The sequence below is a fragment of the Streptomyces changchenzhani genome, from assembly GCF_039766235.1.
GTDB lineage: Bacteria > Actinomycetota > Actinomycetes > Streptomycetales > Streptomycetaceae > Streptomyces.
In genome coordinates, this window is record NZ_JBDHNH010000019.1 from 30,455 (window position 1) to 47,635 (window position 17,181).

The 17,181-nt window shown below is 70.1% G+C and carries 15 protein-coding genes; 1 reads left to right on the forward strand and 14 read right to left on the reverse strand.

Annotated features, from left to right (window positions below):
- Window positions 1-83: 83 nt before the first annotated feature.
- A complete protein-coding gene (locus ABCR94_RS36615; protein WP_347125692.1) occupies window positions 84-1,082 on the reverse strand; it encodes a sugar ABC transporter substrate-binding protein in 999 nt (332 codons plus the stop codon).
- A 123-nt stretch (window positions 1,083-1,205) separates the two neighbouring features.
- Window positions 1,206-1,925 carry a GntR family transcriptional regulator gene (locus ABCR94_RS36620; RefSeq protein ID WP_347125693.1) on the reverse strand — a complete coding sequence of 240 codons (720 nt, stop codon included), beginning with the start codon at window positions 1,923-1,925 and terminating at the stop codon, window positions 1,206-1,208.
- A 146-nt stretch (window positions 1,926-2,071) separates the two neighbouring features.
- On the opposite strand from ABCR94_RS36620, the gene ABCR94_RS36625 reads away from it, so the two are divergent.
- A complete protein-coding gene (locus ABCR94_RS36625; protein WP_347125582.1) occupies window positions 2,072-3,076 on the forward strand; it encodes a Gfo/Idh/MocA family protein in 1,005 nt (334 codons plus the stop codon).
- Window positions 3,077-3,231: 155 nt separating this feature from the next.
- Here ABCR94_RS36625 and ABCR94_RS36630 read toward each other — a convergent pair whose 3' ends face one another.
- The 12 genes from ABCR94_RS36630 to ABCR94_RS36685 all read right to left on the reverse strand — a co-directional run bounded on the left by ABCR94_RS36630 (window position 3,232) and on the right by ABCR94_RS36685 (window position 17,179).
- Entirely contained in the window at window positions 3,232-4,593 is a 1,362-nt protein-coding gene (locus ABCR94_RS36630; RefSeq protein WP_347125584.1) for an MFS transporter, read from the reverse strand.
- Window positions 4,590-5,486, reverse strand: coding sequence for an alpha/beta hydrolase (locus tag ABCR94_RS36635; RefSeq protein WP_347125586.1), 897 nt, complete (start codon window positions 5,484-5,486; stop codon window positions 4,590-4,592). Before ABCR94_RS36635 ends, ABCR94_RS36630 begins: the two co-directional genes overlap by 4 nt.
- A gap of 201 nt (window positions 5,487-5,687) precedes the next feature.
- Window positions 5,688-6,638, reverse strand: coding sequence for a Gfo/Idh/MocA family protein (locus ABCR94_RS36640; RefSeq protein WP_347125588.1), 951 nt, complete (start codon window positions 6,636-6,638; stop codon window positions 5,688-5,690).
- Window positions 6,638-8,029: an NDP-hexose 2,3-dehydratase family protein gene (locus ABCR94_RS36645; protein WP_347125590.1), complete on the reverse strand. Its 1,392-nt coding sequence runs from the start codon at window positions 8,027-8,029 to the stop codon at window positions 6,638-6,640. Before ABCR94_RS36645 ends, ABCR94_RS36640 begins: the two co-directional genes overlap by 1 nt.
- Window positions 8,026-9,330 (reverse strand): lipopolysaccharide biosynthesis protein RfbH, encoded by a 1,305-nt coding sequence (gene rfbH, locus ABCR94_RS36650; RefSeq protein WP_347125591.1) that lies wholly within the window; start codon window positions 9,328-9,330, stop codon window positions 8,026-8,028. Before rfbH ends, ABCR94_RS36645 begins: the two co-directional genes overlap by 4 nt.
- Window position 9,331: 1 nt before the next feature.
- Window positions 9,332-10,345, reverse strand: coding sequence for a dTDP-glucose 4,6-dehydratase (gene rfbB, locus ABCR94_RS36655; protein ID WP_347125593.1), 1,014 nt, complete (start codon window positions 10,343-10,345; stop codon window positions 9,332-9,334).
- A complete protein-coding gene (locus tag ABCR94_RS36660) occupies window positions 10,342-11,409 on the reverse strand; it encodes a glucose-1-phosphate thymidylyltransferase (protein ID WP_347125595.1) in 1,068 nt (355 codons plus the stop codon). The genes rfbB and ABCR94_RS36660 overlap by 4 nt, the downstream gene beginning before the upstream one ends.
- Window positions 11,406-12,029 (reverse strand): dTDP-4-dehydrorhamnose 3,5-epimerase family protein, encoded by a 624-nt coding sequence (locus ABCR94_RS36665; protein WP_347125597.1) that lies wholly within the window; start codon window positions 12,027-12,029, stop codon window positions 11,406-11,408. The genes ABCR94_RS36660 and ABCR94_RS36665 overlap by 4 nt, the downstream gene beginning before the upstream one ends.
- A gap of 3 nt (window positions 12,030-12,032) precedes the next feature.
- The gene (locus tag ABCR94_RS36670; RefSeq protein WP_347125598.1) at window positions 12,033-13,184 is read right to left on the reverse strand and encodes a DegT/DnrJ/EryC1/StrS family aminotransferase; all 1,152 of its coding nucleotides are present in this window, start codon (window positions 13,182-13,184) and stop codon (window positions 12,033-12,035) included.
- 77 nt (window positions 13,185-13,261) lie between these two features.
- Window positions 13,262-14,296, reverse strand: coding sequence for an NAD-dependent epimerase/dehydratase family protein (locus tag ABCR94_RS36675; RefSeq protein ID WP_347125599.1), 1,035 nt, complete (start codon window positions 14,294-14,296; stop codon window positions 13,262-13,264).
- Entirely contained in the window at window positions 14,293-15,876 is a 1,584-nt protein-coding gene (locus ABCR94_RS36680) for an MDR family MFS transporter (protein WP_347125602.1), read from the reverse strand. Before ABCR94_RS36680 ends, ABCR94_RS36675 begins: the two co-directional genes overlap by 4 nt.
- A gap of 13 nt (window positions 15,877-15,889) precedes the next feature.
- Window positions 15,890-17,179: an activator-dependent family glycosyltransferase gene (locus ABCR94_RS36685; RefSeq protein ID WP_347125603.1), complete on the reverse strand. Its 1,290-nt coding sequence runs from the start codon at window positions 17,177-17,179 to the stop codon at window positions 15,890-15,892.
- Between the last annotated feature and the right edge of the window lie 2 nt (window positions 17,180-17,181).

The following is a 17,181-nucleotide window of genomic DNA, read 5'->3' on the forward strand; positions in this document are numbered from 1 at the left end:
ATTCAGACCGTCCCCGGCCGCCCAAGTATCTACGAGCTTGCGCCGACCTCGCCCAGCAGGTCCCGGCTGCGCGCGGCGCGCGCTCATCGGGTACCACGGGCCGTGTACTTCTCCAGCGCAGGTACGTCCTTGCCGGTGACCACGGCCGGTCCGGTCAGGACGGGCCGGCCGCCGCCGAGAACGTTGCCGTTGGTCTTGTAGAGCCACAGCTCGTCGACGGCGAGGTAGCCCTGGAGGTAGGGCTGCTGGTCGACGGCGAAGCCGATCTCCTTGGCCTTGAGCTGCTTGACCACTTCGGCGTTGAGGTCGAACGTGTTGACCTCGGCCTTGCTGCTGGCGCCGGTCTTCGCCTTGACGGTGGCCGCCGCGAAGGGCGCTCCGAGGGTCACGACGGTGTCGATGTCCTTGCCGCTCTCCAGCTTCGCCTCGATGGAGGACGTCGATGCGGGCATGTTCGTACCCTCGATGTTGAGGTTCTCGACGGTGCCTTCGAAGGTCTTCTTCACTCCGGCGCAGCGCGCTTCGAGTGAGACGTTGCCCTGCTCGTGGATGACGCAGAGCGCCTTCTTCTTGCCGCGCTTGTTGAGTTCCTCGCCGACCGCCTCACCGGCCACGGACTCCTCCTGGCCGATGTGGCTGAGCGCGCCGGTGGCCTTGGAGTGCTCGCCGCCCGAGTTGATGGTGACGACGGGTATGCCGGCCGCGACGGCCTTCTTGACCGCGGCGGCGACCGCCTCGGGCTTGGCCAGGGTCACGACGATCCCGTCGACCTTCTTGTCGATGTAGGACTCGATGTGCTGGGCCTGTTCCTTGCCCTCCTTGTTGGAGGCGTACAGGAAGTCGACGTTGTCCTTGGACGCGGCCTGCTTGGCGCCGCTCTGGACGATGTCCCAGAACGTGTCGCCCTCCCCGGAGTGCGTCACCATGGCGATCTTCAGGCGCTTGGTGGTGACGGTCTTGCCGCCGCCCCCGTCGTCGTTCTTGCCGGTGTCGTCCGAGTCCTTGCCGCCCGAGCCGCTGCACCCGGCGAGTGCGAGCGCGCACACGGCGAGGAGGGCTGCTGCCTTGCGGTGGGTACGCATCATGGGTTCCGCCTTGTCTCCCGGCCGCCCCGTTGCGGCTGGTGGGAGTTCTAGCGGCGTACCCGCGGCCACGTCAAGACTTTGTCCGAACATTCTTACGCGGGCCTGCCTGGATTCGGCTCGTTACGGCCTGACGAGCAGCTGGAACTCGAAGGCGTAGCGCGAGGCCCGGTAGAGGTGCGAGCCGAACTCGACCGTCCGGCCGGTGTCGTCGAAAGTCGTCCGCTGCATCGTGAGCAGCGGCGCCCCTTCCGCCTCGGCCAGCTGCCGCGCCTCCTGCGGCCCGGCGGCGCACGCGCCGACCGACTGGCGGGCGCTGTGCAGCGTGATGCCGGCGGAGCGCATCATCCGGTACAGGCCGGTGGCTTCGAGGTGCTCGGTGTCGAGCGGGAGCAGCCCCATGGGCAGGTGGTTGCGCAGCCGCGCCATCGGTTCGTTGTGCGCCAGGCGCAGCCGCTCGACGAGATGGACGTCGCTGCCCTCGGCCACGCCGAGCGCGGCGGCGACCTCGGCGGTGGCGGGTTCGACGGTGTTGCGCAGGACCCGGGTGGCGGGGCGCTGGCCGGCGGCCTCCAGGTCGTCGTACAGGCTGCTCAGTTCGAGGGGTCGCTTGACCTGGCTGTGTACGACCTGGGTGCCGACGCCGCGACGGCGGACCAGGAGGCCCTTGTCGACGAGCGACTGGATGGCCTGGCGGACGGTGGGGCGGGACAGGCCCAGGCGCCCGGCCAGCTCTATCTCGTTGCCGAGGAGGCTCCCCGGGGCGATCCGGCCCTTCTCGATGGCCGCCTCCAGCTGCTGGGACAGCTGGAAATAGAGCGGGACCGGGCTGTTGCGGTCCACGCCGAGTTGCAGGGAGACGGTGGGATTCGCCGCGTGTTTCGACACGCCAGTGAGCGTATCCCCCGGTAATGACCACTGGTAGTCCTGAAGTCCGATTGTCAGGACAAAGGCTTGACAGGGTGGTGATCAGCGGGTCACTTTGGGGCATGCGCATCGGACTCATCGGCACGGGACGTATCGGCTCCTTCCACGCTGGAGTGCTCAGCCGCCACCGCGAGGTGGGCGCCCTGCTCGTCGCGGACGCCGACGCGGCGCGGGCGGTGGCGGTCGCCGACCAGCTCGGCGTCACAGCCGCGCCGTCGGTCGACGAGATCTTCGCCTGGGGCGTGGACGCCGTGGTGATCGCCTCCGCCACCGCCGCCCACGCCGAGCTGATCGGCCGGGCCGCACGGGCGGGTCTGCCCACCTTCTGCGAGAAGCCGATCGCCCTGAACCTGGCGGGGACGCTGGGCGCACTGCGCGAGGTGGAGGCCGCGGGCAACGCGCTGCAGCTCGGTTTCATGCGTCGCTTCGACGCGGGATACACCGCCGCGCGCGAGCTCGTACGCTCCGGCGGCCTCGGGCGGCTGCACACCGTACGGGCGATGACATCCGACCCGGCGCCGCCGCCCGCCGCATATCTGCCGCTGTCCGGCGGCCTCTACCGGGACTGTCTGGTCCACGACTTCGACATGATGCGCTGGGTCACCGGCCGTGAGGTCGTCGAGGTGTACGCCGTCGGGTCCGACGCCGGGCCGGCGATGTTCCGCGAGGCGGGCGACGTCGACACCGCCGCCGCGGTCCTCACCCTCGACGACGGCACCCTCGCCACGGCCACCGCCACCCGCTGCAACGCGGCGGGCTACGACGTACGGATGGAGCTGGCCGGCGAGCTCGACCAGGTCTCGGTGGGCCTCGACGACCGCACGCCGATCACCTCGACGGAGCCCAAGGGGCCGCCGGCCGCCGAGCGGCCCTGGCCGGGCTTCCTGGAGCGGTTCGCGCCGGCCTACGAGGCGGAGCTCGACGCCTTCGTGCAGCTCGTACTCGGCGAGATCCCGAACCCCTGCGACGGCACGGAGGCGCTGCACGCGCTGCGCATCGCGGAGGCCTGCGAGCTGTCCCGCCGTGAGCGACGCCCGGTACGGATGGCGGAGATCCCCTCCTCATGACGGTGCGTGCGCAGGACGGGGCCAGGGCCCAGGACGTCCCCCGCCTGCACCTGCTGTGCGCCGGTCTGGACGTGCCCGTGACCCTCGTGGACGGCGCCGACGATATGCGTCCCCGTACCCCGGTGGACTCCCTGGAGCGGGTGCTCCCCCGGGTGTCACGGGTGACGCTCGCCGGGGCGGGCCATCTGCCGTGGGCCGAGGACCCGGACGGATTCGCCGCGGCGGCCATGAACATCCCTACGGCGCCCCGGCCGTGAGGACCGTGCCCTGGGCGACCGCGCACAGGGACTCCCCTCCCCCGGCTCTTCCCGCCTGGTGCGAACGACGGCAAGCGCGACGGCCGCAGCGGCGAGCGAGATCAGGCCGCCGACGTAAAGGCCCGATCGGGCGCCGAGGCGTTCGCTGAGCAGGCTGACGAAGAGGGCGCCGAGTGGGGTGGAGCCCTGGAAAATCAGGGTGTAGAGGGCCATGACCCGGCCGCGGTACTGCGGGTCCGTACCGAGCTGAATGCGGTGGTTCGCCGCCTGCGCGAAGTACATCGTGGCGAAGCCGGTGAGGACGAGCATCACCACCGCCGAGGCGAGGTCGGGCGCGAATCCCGTCAGCGTCTCCAGCAGGCCGAACGCGAGCGCGGCGCCGATCACCGTGAGGGCCGACGGGCGGCCGCGGCGGGCGGTGGTGACGAAGGCCGCGACGAGTGATCCGATGCCCAGGGCGGTGGCGAGCAGCCCGAAGGCGGAGGCGTCGGCGTGGTAGACGGTCTTCGCGATGAGAGGCAGGGTGAGCTGGAAGTTGAAGCCGAACAGGCCGACGACACCGACAAGCACCATCGGAAGCATCAGATCGGGACGGGACCGCATGTAGCGCAGGCCGTCCGCGACCCCGGCGCCCGCCCTGCTCCCGGCGGCGATCCGGTGGAGTTCGGCGGGCCGCATCATGCGCAGGGCCAGCACCGTCGCCAGATAGCTCACCGCGTTCAGCAGCATCACGGGTCCGCTGCCGAACTGGCTGATGAGGACGCCTGCGAGGGCCGGGCCGACGACGCGGGAGGTGTTGAAGTACGCGGCGCTGAGCGCGGACGCGTTGGGCAGCAGGTCTGCGCCGACGAGCTCGCTCACGAACGCCATCCGGGTCGGCACCTCGACGGCGTTGACGGTGCCGAGGCCGAGCGCGAACAGATAGACGTGCCACAGCTGCACCGCCCCGGTGAGCACCACCACGGCGAGTACCGCGGCGAGCGCTCCCGAGACCAGATTGGCGATGGTCAGCAGCCGCCGCTTGTCGTAGCGGTCGGCCAGCCGTCCGCCGTACAGGGTCAGCAGCAACAGCGGGGTGAACTGAAGCGCCGTCACCAGGCCCAGCGCGGTGGCGGAATCGCCGGTCATGGACAGTACGAGCCAGTCCTGGGCCACCACCATCATCCAGGTGCCCCCGACGGACATCACCTGGCCGACCGCGAACAGCCGGAAATTGCGGACGGCCAGGGACCGGAACGTACGGGAGAGAGTCTTGTTCACCGGACCGGATCACGCCTCGCGTCGCGCTGCGCCAGGCACTCCTCCAGGAACGCCAGAGCCCTCAGGTGGTACGAGCGTGCCGCCCAGCCGAGGCTGATGTTGTGTCCGGCGCCCCACTGGCGGTCCACGGTGACGCGCGGGGCGCCGAAGTGGGAGGTGATCTCCTGGACGGCGGTGTCGTCGTCCTGCCACCAGCACTCGTGCTCGGCGAACGTCAGCCGGACCGGTACCCGGACGCGGGAGGCGACGTCCGGGAAGTGCTCCGGCCAGTGGGCGGCCTGGCTGCGCTCCCGGGCGGGCATGGGCGCGATCAGCTGGGCGCTCGCCCGGAACGTATTCGGTGGGTAGAGGCACAGGGGGCCCCAGTTCCTGGCCCACTGGCCCCGGCTGCGGGAGCCGGGCAGTTGCTCGGGTTCGACGGCGTAGCGCAGACCGCAGCCAGAGATGTCCAGCCCGATCAGCTCGGACGGGGCGCAGTCGGCGGCGACGGTCAGCGCCAGTTTGCCGCCGTAGGAATGCGCGAGGAGGAGGATCCCCTCCCCCGTCGCGTACCGGGAGGTGAAGTCCTTCAGCGCCGCGTGCACGGTCATGGACTGCTCGGCCGGGGTCTGCCCCTCGGGCAGTGCGACTGCGGACTCCCCGTAGCCGGGGCGGTCCAACGCCAGGACCGTATAGCCGAGTCGGGCGCCGAGGGCCATCAGCGAGAGGCTGGGATGGGCCTGGCCGTCGAAGTAGCCGGCGCGCATCCCCCCGCCGTGCACGGCGACCACGACCGCCCGCGGGGGCGTACCGCCGTCCGTCGGCTCGGCCAGCAGGGCGGACAGCGGTATACCGCCGGCGTCCAGGGTGATCGGGCGCACTCCTGGGGATGAGGTCTGGATCGGGCCTGTCATGCGGTGGGCTCCCCGTTCATTCGGTCGGTCGTGGCCGGTCGACTGGCCGGCCGGTCAGTCGGTGCCACGGAATATGTGCGGTCCGATGGCCTCGTCCTCGACCTCCCCCGCAAGCAGCAGAATGGGTGGCGCGCAGCTGCTCTGGTCGCATGTGTCGTGGGCGTCGTCGTTCATCTGGCTCCTCCATGGCGGTGGTGGTGATCAGATACGGATCCGGTCCAGCAGTTCGGCCGTGAGCAAGGACTCCTGCCCGGCGTGCACTTCGCGGGCGCGTACGGCGCTCGCGAATGCCAGCACCGTCGCCCGGACCTGGTCGTGCGCGTCCAGGGAGACCTCCCGGGCCCCGGTGGGGCCTTCGACGCGGAGCACGGGCCGGTGGTCCGCGGGCGGCGTGAAGGCGCGGTCCACGCTGATCCGGCCCTTGCTGCCGACCAGTTCGTAGGCGGAGCGGTAGCCGTGGTCGAGCCCGAAGGTGAGCTGCGCGGTGACACCTTCCGGGGTTTCCAGCAGGGCGGCGCCCGCGGTGTCCACCTCGATGCCGTCGGCCGCGGTGAGACGCGCGCCGACGACCCGCAGCCCGGCGCCGAGGAAGTGCACGGCGGCCCGGACCGGGTAGACACCGGTGTCCCACAGGGCGCCGCCGCCCAGCTCCGGACGGTAGCGGATGTCGCCGTCGGGCATGCGCGGCACAGTGAACTCGGCTCTGAACGACCGGAGTTCACCGATGGCCCCGTCGGCGACCAGCTCGCGGACCGCCGCGTGCTGGGGGTGGTGGACGAACATGACGTTCTCCATCAGCGCGAGGCCGCCGGCTCGGGCCAGCTCGACGAGGCCGGCTGTCTGCGCCCGGTGGCAGCTGAGCGGCTTCTCCGCGAGTACGTGCTTTCCCGCCCGCAGCGCGGCCCCGGCCCACTGGGCGTGCAGCGAGGCGGGCAGTGGCACGTACACCGCGTCGACGTCGGGCAGGGCGAGCAGCGCTTCGTACCCCTGGACCGCGCGGCAGCCGTACGGCCGCGCGGTCTCTTCGGCCCGCGCCAGGTCACGGGCCGCGACCGCGGTGATCTCGATGCCGTCCGCGGCGGCCATGGCGGGGAGCATGCGGCGCCGTGCGATGTCGGCGCATCCCAGGACGCCGATGCGCACGGGCCCCATCAGGTGCGCACCGTCGTCGCGTTGAGGCAGGCGAGCAGGGTGCGGGCCTGCACATTGACGTAGTGGCCGTGCCTGACCAGCGAGGTGAGCTGACCGGGGGTGACCCAGCAGTAGCCGGCGGGCGGGTCGAGGGGTGCCTGCTCCTCGTCGGCCTCGACGAGGAGGTAGCGGCTTTCCGCGTTCAGGAACCGGCCGCCCTCCTCCGAGTGCACGGCCTCGTAGCGGATCCGGGTCGGGTCGGCGGCCATCACCAGGTCGAGGAAGAGCGGCCGGTCCGCGCCGGACCGGTGGGCGTAATTCTCCGGTGTGTACTGGACGGTGGGGCCGAACTCGACGGTGTCGAGGAAGCCGCCCTCGACCCGGGCGTGCGCCAGGACGTGCGGTACGCCGCCGATCCGCCGGGTCAGGAAGGCCGTCACGCCGAGCCCCTTCGGCTCGAACAGCGGCTGGGTCCAGCCGGTCACTTCCCGGCTGTCCGCCTGCACCGAGACCGCCACGACGTCGAAGTAGCGTCCCTCCTCGTGCTCGATGGTCGACTCGCCGCGCTTCCAGCCGGGCACCTCGTCCAGCGGTATCCGCTCGGCGACCACATCGTGACTGGCCCGCTCGGCGGTGAACCACGAGAGCAGGTCGGTGTCCGAGTGCAGCGCGCCCGGCTCGTCGCCCGGGAAGGGCGCGCAGGCCAGTACGGTCCGGGAGTCCATGTTGACGACATTGTCGCGGTGCAGCAGCTCACCGATCTGACCCAGCGTCAGCCAGCAGAAGTCGTCGTCGACGGTGACGTCGCCGACCGCCTCCACGATCATGTTGCGGTTGGACTTGTGGTAGAACCACGAGCCGTGCTCGGACTGGAGCACGTCGGCGATGACCGAGCCCCGGTCGGGCCGCATGAAGTAGCCGATGTACTTGACGTCCGCGCCCTTGTGCACCTTCGTGTAGTTGCTGCGGGTCGCCTGGACGGTCGGCGAGAGCTGGAGCAGATTGGGGTTGCCCGGCTCCATCTTGGCCTGCATGAGGAAGTGCAGGACGCCGTCGAACTCCTTCACCAGGATGCCCAGGATGCCGACTTCGGGCTGCTTGATGATGGGCTGGTGCCACTCGCGGACCGGCCCGTCCTCCGTGGTGACGCGCAGCCCCTCGACGGTGAAGAACCGGCCGCTGCGGTGGCCCAGATTGCCGGTGGTCCCGTCGAAGGACCAGCCGTCCAGCTCGGCGAACGGGATGCGGTTCACCCGGAAGCGGTGGGCCCGGCGACGTCCGTCAAGCCAGCCGGCGAAGTCTGCGGTGGGCAGCCATGCGCCCGCCGTCGTGGCGGCCGATACGGCGATGCGGCCGGGCAGGGCACTGTCCTCGCGCGGGCGCAGCGGTGTGCGCTCGGTGGCCATGGTCATCGACGTCCTCCGACGAAGTCCTTGACGGAGGAGATGATGTAGTCGAGCATCTCGTCGGTCAGTCCGGGATATACGCCCACCCAGAAGGTGTGCTCGGTGATGACGTCACTGTTGGCGAGATCGCCGATGACCCGGTGCGGCTGATCGATGTAGGCGGGGTGGCGGGTGAGGTTGCCGGCGAACATCCTGCGGGTGCCGATCTTGCGGTCCTCCAGGAACGCGACCAGCTCCGAGCGGTGGAACGGGGCCTCGGCGTCGACGGTGATGACGAAGCCGAACCAGCTGGGGTCGCTGCCGGGGGTCGGCTCCGGGAGCATCAGGTGCGGTACGCCGTCGAGCCCCTCCCGCAGTCGGCGCCAGTTGCGCTTGCGGGCCGCGATGAAACTGTCGACCTTGTTGAGCTGGGTCAGGCCGAGCGCCGCCTGGAGGTCGGTGGCCTTCAGGTTGTAACCGACGTGCGAGAAAATGTACTTGTGGTCGTATCCCTCGGGCAGGGTGCCCATCTGGTACTCGAACCGCTTGAAGCAGGTGTTGTTCTTGCCGGGGTCGCACCAGCAGTCCCGGCCCCAGTCGCGCAGTGACTCCACGACGCGGGCCAGCTTGAGATCATTGGTGAGGACGATGCCGCCCTCACCCATCGTGAGATGGTGCGCGGGGTAGAAGCTCACCGTGGAGAAGTCACCGAAGGTGCCGGTGAGTTGCCCCTGATAGGTGGAGCCGACCGCGTCGCAGTTGTCCTCGACGAAGTAGAGGTCGTGGTCGTCGGCGAGCTGCTTGATCTCGGCGACCTCGAAGGGGTTGCCGAGAGCGTGCGCGATCATGATGGCCCGGGTCTTGGGGCCGATCGCCTGAGCCACCCGCTCCGCGGTGGTGTTGTACGTGCCCAGCTCCACGTCGATGAAGACGGGCACCATGCCGTTCTGCACAATGGGGTTGACCGTGGTCGGGAAGCCGGCCGCGACGGTGATCACCTCGTCGCCGCGGCGCAGCCGCCGGTCCCCCAGGGTGTGTGAGGTCAGCGCCGTGAGCGCCAGCAGATTGGCGGAGGAACCTGAGTTGACCAGGTGGCCCTTGCGGCGTTTCAGCTTGCGGGCGAAGGCCGACTCGAACTTCTGCGAGCTGACGCCGGCGGCTATGCGCATGTCCAGCGCGGCCTCCACCAGTGCCGTCCGGTCCTCCTCGTCGAGGACCGCGCCGGACGGCCAGATCTCGGTGACGCCCGGCACGAAGGCGCCGGTCGGCTGGATGTCCTGGTGGTACTTGCGGGTGGCGTCCAGAACCTGCGCCTTGTACTCACTCATCTCAGACTCCCACTTTCTCGGCTGCGCTCTGGGCTGCTGTGTCGGCGTGACCGTGCTTGACGGCTTTCCACCAGTCCGGGTTGTTCTGGTACCAGGCGACGGTGTCGGCCAGGCCCAGGGCGAACGGGACGCGCGGCGCATAGCCGAGCTCTTCGCGGATCTTGGTCTCGTCCAGGGCGTAGCGCTGGTCATGGCCCTTGCGGTCGGCGACCCTGCGGATCATGGAGCTGTCGGCGCCGACCAGATCGAGCAGCAGCTCGGTGATACCGAGGTTGGTCTGTTCGTTCCCGCCGCCGATATTGTAGATCTCGCCCGCCCGGCCCTTGGTGAGGGCCAGTTGGATGGCCCTGCAGTGGTCGTCGACGTGCAGCCATTCGCGGATGTTGAGGCCGTCGCCGTACAGCGGCAGCGGCACGCCCTCCAGCAGGTTGGTGACGAAGAGCGGGATCAGCTTCTCGGGGTGCTGGTAGGGGCCGTAGTTGTTGGAGCAGCGGGTGATCGTCAGATCCAGGCCGTGGGTGCGCCAGTAGGAGCGGGCGATCAGGTCGGACGCGGCCTTGGACGCGGCGTACGGCGAATTGGGGGCCAGCGGCCACTCCTCGGTCCAGGAGCCCTCGTCGATGGAGCCGTAGACCTCGTCCGTGGAGACATGGACGACCCGCTCGATGCCCGAACTCAGGCAGGCGTCCAGCAGGTTCTGGGTGCCGCCGACATTCGTCCGCACGAACTCCGAGGCCGACTCCAGCGACCGGTCGACATGCGACTCGGCGGCGAAGTGGACCATCGCGTCGTGGCCGGGTGCCAGCTCGCGCACCAGCTGCGGGTCGCAGATGTCGCCCTGGACGAACTCCAGGCGCGGGTGGGAGCGGGGAAGGTTGTCCCGATTGCCGGCGTAGGTGAGCTTGTCGAGGACTGTGACCCGGGCCGTTTCGTAGCCCTCGTAGCCCCCCTCCAGGAGGGTGCGGACGTAGTGCGAGCCGATGAATCCCGCGCCGCCAGTGACCAGGAACCTCATGCTGCTACCTCGATTCGGGTGTGGTCGCCCACCACCAGACGGTGGTAGGGGTCCGTCTCGACGCCCGCGTCGACCGTGGCGCCCCGGCCGATGAGCGAGCCGTGGATGCCCGGTACGTGCGAGATCGTCGCGCCGGCCAGCACGATGGAGTCGCGGATCCGGCTGCCCCGCAGGGTGCAGCCGTCGCCGATGGAGGTGTCGGGGCCGATGTGGCAGTCCTCCACGACGGTGCCGGCGCCGATGATGACGGGGCCCTCGATGCGCGTACGGATCACGCGCGCGCCGGGCTCGATGCGGACCAGGCCGTTCAGCTCGCTGGCTTCGTCGACCTCGCCCGCGATCTCGGGGCGCAGGCTCATCAGCAGCTGCCTGTTGCAGTCCAGGACGTCCTCGGCGCGGCCGGTGTCCTTCCAGTAGCCGTGGTACTCACTGGCCTTGACCTCGGCGCCGCTGGTGAGCAGCCACTGGATCGCGTCGGTGATCTCCAGTTCGCCGCGGGCGCTGGGCTCGATGGCCGCGACCGCGGTGTGAATGGCCGGGGTGAAGAAGTACACGCCGATCAGGGCGAGATCGCTCTTGGGCTCGCGGGGCTTCTCGACCAGCCGCTCGACGCGGCCGTTCTCGTCCAGCTCGGCGACGCCGAACGCCCGGGGGTCGGACACCTTGTGGACAACAACCTGGGCGGCGGGCCGCCCGGCGCGGAACTCGTCCGCGATGTGCGCGGTGCCCTCGGGGAGCATGTTGTCACCGAGGTACATCACGAAGTCGTCGTCGCCGAGGAAGGGGCGGGCCAGTGTGACGCAGTGGGCGAGGCCAAGTGGCTTGTCCTGCGGGATGTAGGTGACCTTCACGCCGAGGCGCGAACCGTCCCCGATCACCTCGGCGATCTGCGCGGCCCAGCCGCCGACGATGACACCGATCTCGGTGACGCCGAGGTTCCTGATGTCTTCGAGAACATGCTCGAGAACGGGCTTGTTGGCGATCGGGATGAGCTGCTTCGGCATGGAATAACTGAACGGACGCAAGCGGGTACCGGACCCGCCCGACAACACCAGAGCCTTCATGCTGATTCTCTCCTCGTATCCGTACGATGTGGAACCCGGCCGTGCGCCTGTGCCTCCTGCCAGGTGGCGAGAATTCCGGCTGCCGCCGCTTCGGCCGCAGTCGGTGCCCGTGCGTCCTTCTCGGACAGCAGGGGCGGATCGGTGAATCCCCAGGGAAGGGCGAGGTCGGGGTCGAGCGGGTTGATATCGATCTGCGTGCCCGGCACATGCATGCTGGACAGCACATAGCAGATGCACGCGTCGTCGGTGAGGGCGAGAAAGCCGTGGCCGACGCCTTCCGGGACGTAGACGGAACGCCCGGATTCGGCGTCCAGCAGATTCGTTTCGTATGCTCCGAACGTCGGGGAACCCACGCGCAGATCGACGACGATGTCGCGCAACACGCCCCGTACACAGGTCACATATTTCGCTTGGCCCGGCGGAATGGACACGCTGTGGATGCCGCGCAGCGAATTGCGCTTCGATACGGAGTAGTTGGTCTGACGCGGGACGAAGGGCCGGCCGATCTCCTGTTCGAACTCATCGGCCCGCATGGCCTCGTAGAAGTTTCCGCGTGCGTCGGTGATTTTCTCCGGGGTGACCACGAAGGCGCCGGGCACCGCCGATTCGACGAAGCGCACCGGTCAGTCCCTGATCTGCGCGGACCAGTGCTCGACGGCCTCGCGCAGCGCGGTGACGACCGTCTTCAGGTCCTCGTCGTCGAGGCCCTGGTGCAGGGGCAGCAGCAGGGTGTTCTCCGCGGACTCCTCGGTCCCCGGCAGCGAACCGCCTTCGTAGCCGTACGCGGGCACCTTGTGCAGCGGCGGGTAGCGGAAGGTCGTGTAGACACCGCGGTCCAGCAGGGCCGATGCCACCTGGTCGCGGATGGCCGGATCCATCTGCACCCAGTAGAAGTAGTACGACGACTTGTGCCCCGCGGGCAGCGGCGGTGGCACGCGGACACCGTCGACGTCGGCGAGCAGGCGGTCGTACGTCTCGGTGATCTCGCGGCGCCGCTCGATGAACGCGGGGAGCCGGCGCAGCTGGACCGTTCCGACAGCCGCGGTGATGTCGTTGCCGATCACCCGGCGGCCGAAGCTCTGCACATTCAGCTCCCACCAGCGGTGGGAGACCTTGGCGGCCGAGTAGCCGCTCGACTGCTCCAGCCCGTGGTACGCCAACTGCCTTGCCTTGCGGGCCAGTTCGAGGTCACGCACATAGAGCATGCCGCCGTCGCCGGTGACCAGGACCTTCATCGAGTCGAAGCTCCACATGGCGACGTCGCCGAAGGCGCCGCAGGCGGTGCCGTCCACCGAGGAGGCGACCGCGCAGGCGGCGTCCTCGATCAACGGCACCCCGCGTTCGCGGCACAGCTCGGCGATGGCCGCTATCTCGCCCGGCATCCCGCCGTAGTGCAGCACCAGCACGGCCTTCGTGCGGGGGGTGAGGGCGCGCTCGACGTCGTCGGCGGTCGGGTTGAGCGTCCGGGCGTCGACGTCGCAGAAGACCAGCCGGGCGCCGGTGGACGCGATGGCGTTGCCCGCGGCGACGAAGCTGGCGGACGGCATCACCACGTCGTCGCCCGGCCCCAGTTCAAGGAGTTCACCGGCCAGGAAGAGCCCGGCGGTGGCGGAGTTGATGAACAGCACCTGTTCCGGCTCGGCGCCGATGTGCTCGGCGAACTGTGCCTCGAATTCCTTGGTGCGCGGGCCGTGACCCAGCCAGTTGTCGGCGAAGACCTTCGCTATCGCCTCAAGCTCCTCATCGCCCAGGCTGGGCTGAAACACGTTGATCATTTACTTTCTCCCATGGTGAGGTGAGCGACGATGACGATCGGCGCGGGGAAGCGGTGCGGGGGCTGTGCGGGGGCGGCTCAGGCGGCGAGCAGCGCGGCGAGCGACTCGTCCGGGCCGCGCCCGGGGTGCCAGCCCAGCAGCTCGCGGGCGAGGGAAATGTCCAGCTGCTGCCACTGCGCGGCGGTGCTCACGGCGCCCTTGGCCGCGTCGTCGGTCTGGGTGATACGGACCGGCAGACCGCTGAGGTCGATCAGCCGCTCGACGAGCCGGCGCACCGGCACCGCCAGCCCGCTGCCGATGTTGACGACCCGGCCCGACAGGGCCGAGGAGGGCGCCAGCGCCGCGGCGACCACGGCGTCGGCCACGTCCCGCACGTCGACGAAGTCCCGGTGGTCAAGCAGCGGGGCCAACCGCAGCACGACCGGCCGGGTCCCGCGGGTTTCGCTCCGCGCCGCCTCGGCCAACTGGTGGGCCACGCTGCCGAACAGGCTCGCCCGCGGCGCTCCGGGGCCCAGTGCGTTGGCGATACGGAGCACCACTCCGTCCACTCGCTGTTCGCGGGCGGCGTCCAGGACGAGGTTCGCGCCGCGGAGTTTCGTACGCCCGTACACGGTGTCCGGCGCGGGCTGCCGGGCCTCGGTGATGGCGGCTCCGGCGTCACCGGGGCCGTACTCGTGCACGCTGCCGAGCTGGATCAGCCGGGGCCGGCGCGCCAGCCCGGCGGTGGAGCGCACCAGGCGGTCGACCCAGTGCAGATTCGCTGCCTCCATCTCCCCCTCGTCCGCGCCCCACACCCGGCCGGCGGCGTTCACCACCGTGTGCGGCGCCGACTCGGCCAGCAGATCGTGCAGTTGGCCCACGGAGGCGGTGTCGAGGTCAAGCACCGCGTACGGCGTTTCCCGGTTCGCGGGCGGCCTGCGGGACACGGCGAGCACCCGTGCTCCCGCCGCCTCGAACGCGGCCCGTATGTGCTGCCCGAGGAAGCCGGTGGCGCCCAGGACCACCATCGTGGAGCCGGACAGGTCCGGGCCCCGGGCCGGGGCCGCGGCGCGGGCCGGGGCCGCGGCGCGGGCCGGGGGCGGTCGCCCGGCCCGCGCCGCTCCCCCGCTCACCCTGCGGACCGCTCGACCTGGGCTTCGCTCTCGGCGGGGGCGGGGTCGTTCTCCTCCGCAAGCGGAACCTCCTTGACGAACCAGGTCAGCGCCAGGGTGGCGATGCTGACGACCGCGGTGAGCAGGAAGACCTGCTGGATGCCGGACGCCACGGCCCCCTCGTACGCCTCACGCGTTCCTTCGGGCAACCCGGCGAGTCCCGACACGTCCAACTGCGCCCCCTCATGGCTCACTTCGCCCTTGATCCCCGACTGGCCGGAGACGCCGCTCGCGGCCAGGCTCTCGCTCATGCGGCTCGCGAAGAGCGCCCCCATGAGGGCGACGCCGACGGAGCCGCCGCCCAGCCGGGCGAGCGTGGTGGTGGCCGAGGCGACCCCGAGGTCCTTCGTGCGCACACTGTTCTGTGCCACGAGCATGGTGGTCTGGGTGAGGATGCCGATGCCCGCGCCCTGGATCACCATGATCGCGGCAGTGAGGAACGAGCCGGTGTCCGTGGTCATCCGGGAGAACAGCAAGTTGGCCAGGGCCACCAGCGCCGCGCCGGCGATGATCAGCCCCTTGTATTTGCCGCTCTTCGAAGTCATCCGGCCCGCGATGGCCGAGGTCGCCATCATGGCCAGCAGCAACGGCGCCAGCAGGAAACCGGAGTTGGTGACGGAGGCGCCCTGCACCGCCTGCATGAACATCGGCAGGAAGGTGGGGGCGCCGAGCATGACGACGCCCATCAGCAGACCGATCACGCTGATGAGGGCGAAGTTGGCGTCGCGGAAGACGGCCGGCGGCAGCACCGGCTCGGCTGCCCGGCGCTCCACGAAGACGAAGACCACAAAGGCCACGACGCCCAGCGCGATGAGGCCAAGGACGGGCGCGGACCCCCAGCTGTAGCGGGTTCCGCCCCAGCTCGTGACCAGGACCAGCGACACGATGCCGGTCGCGAGCAGGACCGAGCCCGCGTAGTCGATCCGGGCCTCGGAGCGCCTCTTGGGCAGCTTCACCATGGTCGCGATCATCAGGAGGGAGATCGCACCGAGCGGCAGGTTGATGTAGAAGCCCCAGCGCCAGCCGAGGTATTCGGTCACCGCGCCGCCGACCAGCGGGCCGCCGAGCGTCGCGGACGAGAACACGGCGCTGATCAGGCCCTGGTAGGTGCCGCGCTCCCGGGCCGGGATCAGTTCGGCGATGATCGAGAACACGCCGACCATGAGGCCGCCCGCGCCGATGCCCTGGACCGCGCGGAAGCCGATCAGCTGCTCCATGGTCTGGGACATGCCCGAGAGGGCCGAGCCGAGCAGGAAGATCACAACCGCGGCCATGAAGATGCCCTTGCGGCCGTACATGTCGCCGAGCTTTCCCCAGACGGGCGTCGTGGCGGCCATGGCCAGGGTGTACGCGACGACCACCCATGTCATCAGGTCGAGGCCGCCCAGCTCACTGACGATGGTCGGCAGCGCGGTGTTGACGATCATGCTGTCGATCCCGCCGAGCACCAGGGGGATGAGCACGGCGATCAGTACGGGGTACATGCTGCGCCGCGACGGCGCGGACGGTGTGGGCAGGGCGGCCTGCCGGCTCTCTGTCATGTTGCTGCTTCCTTCATCCGCGGTGGAGCGCGGTCAGTTGTTCCAGGGTCGAAACGATGGCGTGGGGGCTCGGGGCGGCCAGCATGTCCTCGTGCAGGCTCATGGCTCCCTGCTGGAAGGAGGATTCGGTCAGCAGCCGTACGAGCTGCGCCCGGAACGCGTCGGCGGAGAAGTCGTCGAGGCCGATGGTCAGCCCCGCGCCGCGTGCCTCGACATGCGCCGCCAGCTCCGTCGAATCGCCCAGCGCCCTCGGGGCGATGAGCTGAGGGACCCGGGATGCCACGGCGGCCGCGAAGGTGCCGCCACCACCGTGATGGACCACCGCGGCGCAGCTGGGCAGCAGCTGGTCCAGTGGTACGAAGTCGAACAGCCGGACGTTGTCGGGGACTTGCCGGCCCTCGCCGAGCTGATTGGCCGTCAGGGTGGCGATGACCTCCACATCGAGGTCCGCCATCGCGTCCAGCAGGTCGTCGATGGGAATCACTCCGGCCGCCCCCGCGAAGAACCTCCGGGTGCTCACACCCAGCGTCAGGCAGACCCTCGGGCGCCGGGGCTCCTCAAGCAGCCAGTCGGGGAGTACGGACGCCTGGGCGGCGGGCACTCTGCGGACCGGCACCCGGCGCAGTCCGGTGGGCAGCCGCATCTGGTCCGGCATGGGGTCGATGGTCCAGTGGCCGGTCAGGGTCTCCTCGGTGAAGTCCAGTCCGTACCGCTCCAGCGTCGGCCGCATCCGCTCGGCCATCAGGTCCGCCCCGGTTCCCGCTTCCCCCGGGCCGAGCTGCTCCCGGTAACGCGCCCTGATCCAGCCGAAGTAGTCGATGCCGAAGAGCAGCCGGGCGTGCGCCGCGCCGCAGGCGCGGGCGGCGACGGGGGCGTGGAAGCACAGCGGGTCCCAGAGCATCAGGTCCGGCCGCCAGGCGCGGGCGACCTCGGTGAGCCGGTCCATCGCCGAACGGTCCGCCTTCTCCGCGGGGCCCGCCGCGGGGTGCGGGTAGTGCAGCCCGTAGGGGCCCATCACGTACGCCTGGAGGAGGTCCTGCAGGACCTCTTCGGAGGCGTCGGTCATCAACGGACCGATGACGTCACGCAGATCGGTGTCGGCCCCGTAGGTCCTGACCAGTTCGGCGATGTCCAGCTCACCGCCCGCCGGTATTGCCGTGAGGCCGGCGCCGGTGATGGCGCCGACCGCCTCCGGGTAGCTGGCCACGGCCACCTCGTGACCCGCGCTCTGCAACGCACGGGCGACCGGCAGGATCGGATACAGGTGCGCCGGGGCCGGCATGATCGTGAACAGGACTCGCATGG

Excerpts from the sequence above, each read along its gene's own strand:
- ABCR94_RS36615 (WP_347125692.1), bottom strand. The coding sequence starts at position 1,082 with ATGCGTACCCACCGCAAGGCAGCAGCCCTCCTCGCCGTGTGCGCGCTC.
- ABCR94_RS36625 (WP_347125582.1), top strand. The coding sequence starts at position 2,072 with ATGCGCATCGGACTCATCGGCACGGGACGTATCGGCTCCTTCCACGCT.
- ABCR94_RS36635 (WP_347125586.1), bottom strand. The coding sequence starts at position 5,486 with ATGACAGGCCCGATCCAGACCTCATCCCCAGGAGTGCGCCCGATCACC.
- ABCR94_RS36640 (WP_347125588.1), bottom strand. The coding sequence starts at position 6,638 with ATGGGGCCCGTGCGCATCGGCGTCCTGGGATGCGCCGACATCGCACGG.
- ABCR94_RS36645 (WP_347125590.1), bottom strand. The coding sequence starts at position 8,029 with ATGACCATGGCCACCGAGCGCACACCGCTGCGCCCGCGCGAGGACAGT.
- rfbH (WP_347125591.1), bottom strand. The coding sequence starts at position 9,330 with ATGAGTGAGTACAAGGCGCAGGTTCTGGACGCCACCCGCAAGTACCAC.
- rfbB (WP_347125593.1), bottom strand. The coding sequence starts at position 10,345 with ATGAGGTTCCTGGTCACTGGCGGCGCGGGATTCATCGGCTCGCACTAC.
- ABCR94_RS36660 (WP_347125595.1), bottom strand. The coding sequence starts at position 11,409 with ATGAAGGCTCTGGTGTTGTCGGGCGGGTCCGGTACCCGCTTGCGTCCG.
- ABCR94_RS36670 (WP_347125598.1), bottom strand. The coding sequence starts at position 13,184 with ATGATCAACGTGTTTCAGCCCAGCCTGGGCGATGAGGAGCTTGAGGCG.
- ABCR94_RS36680 (WP_347125602.1), bottom strand. The coding sequence starts at position 15,876 with ATGACAGAGAGCCGGCAGGCCGCCCTGCCCACACCGTCCGCGCCGTCG.
- ABCR94_RS36685 (WP_347125603.1), bottom strand. The coding sequence starts at position 17,179 with ATGCGAGTCCTGTTCACGATCATGCCGGCCCCGGCGCACCTGTATCCG.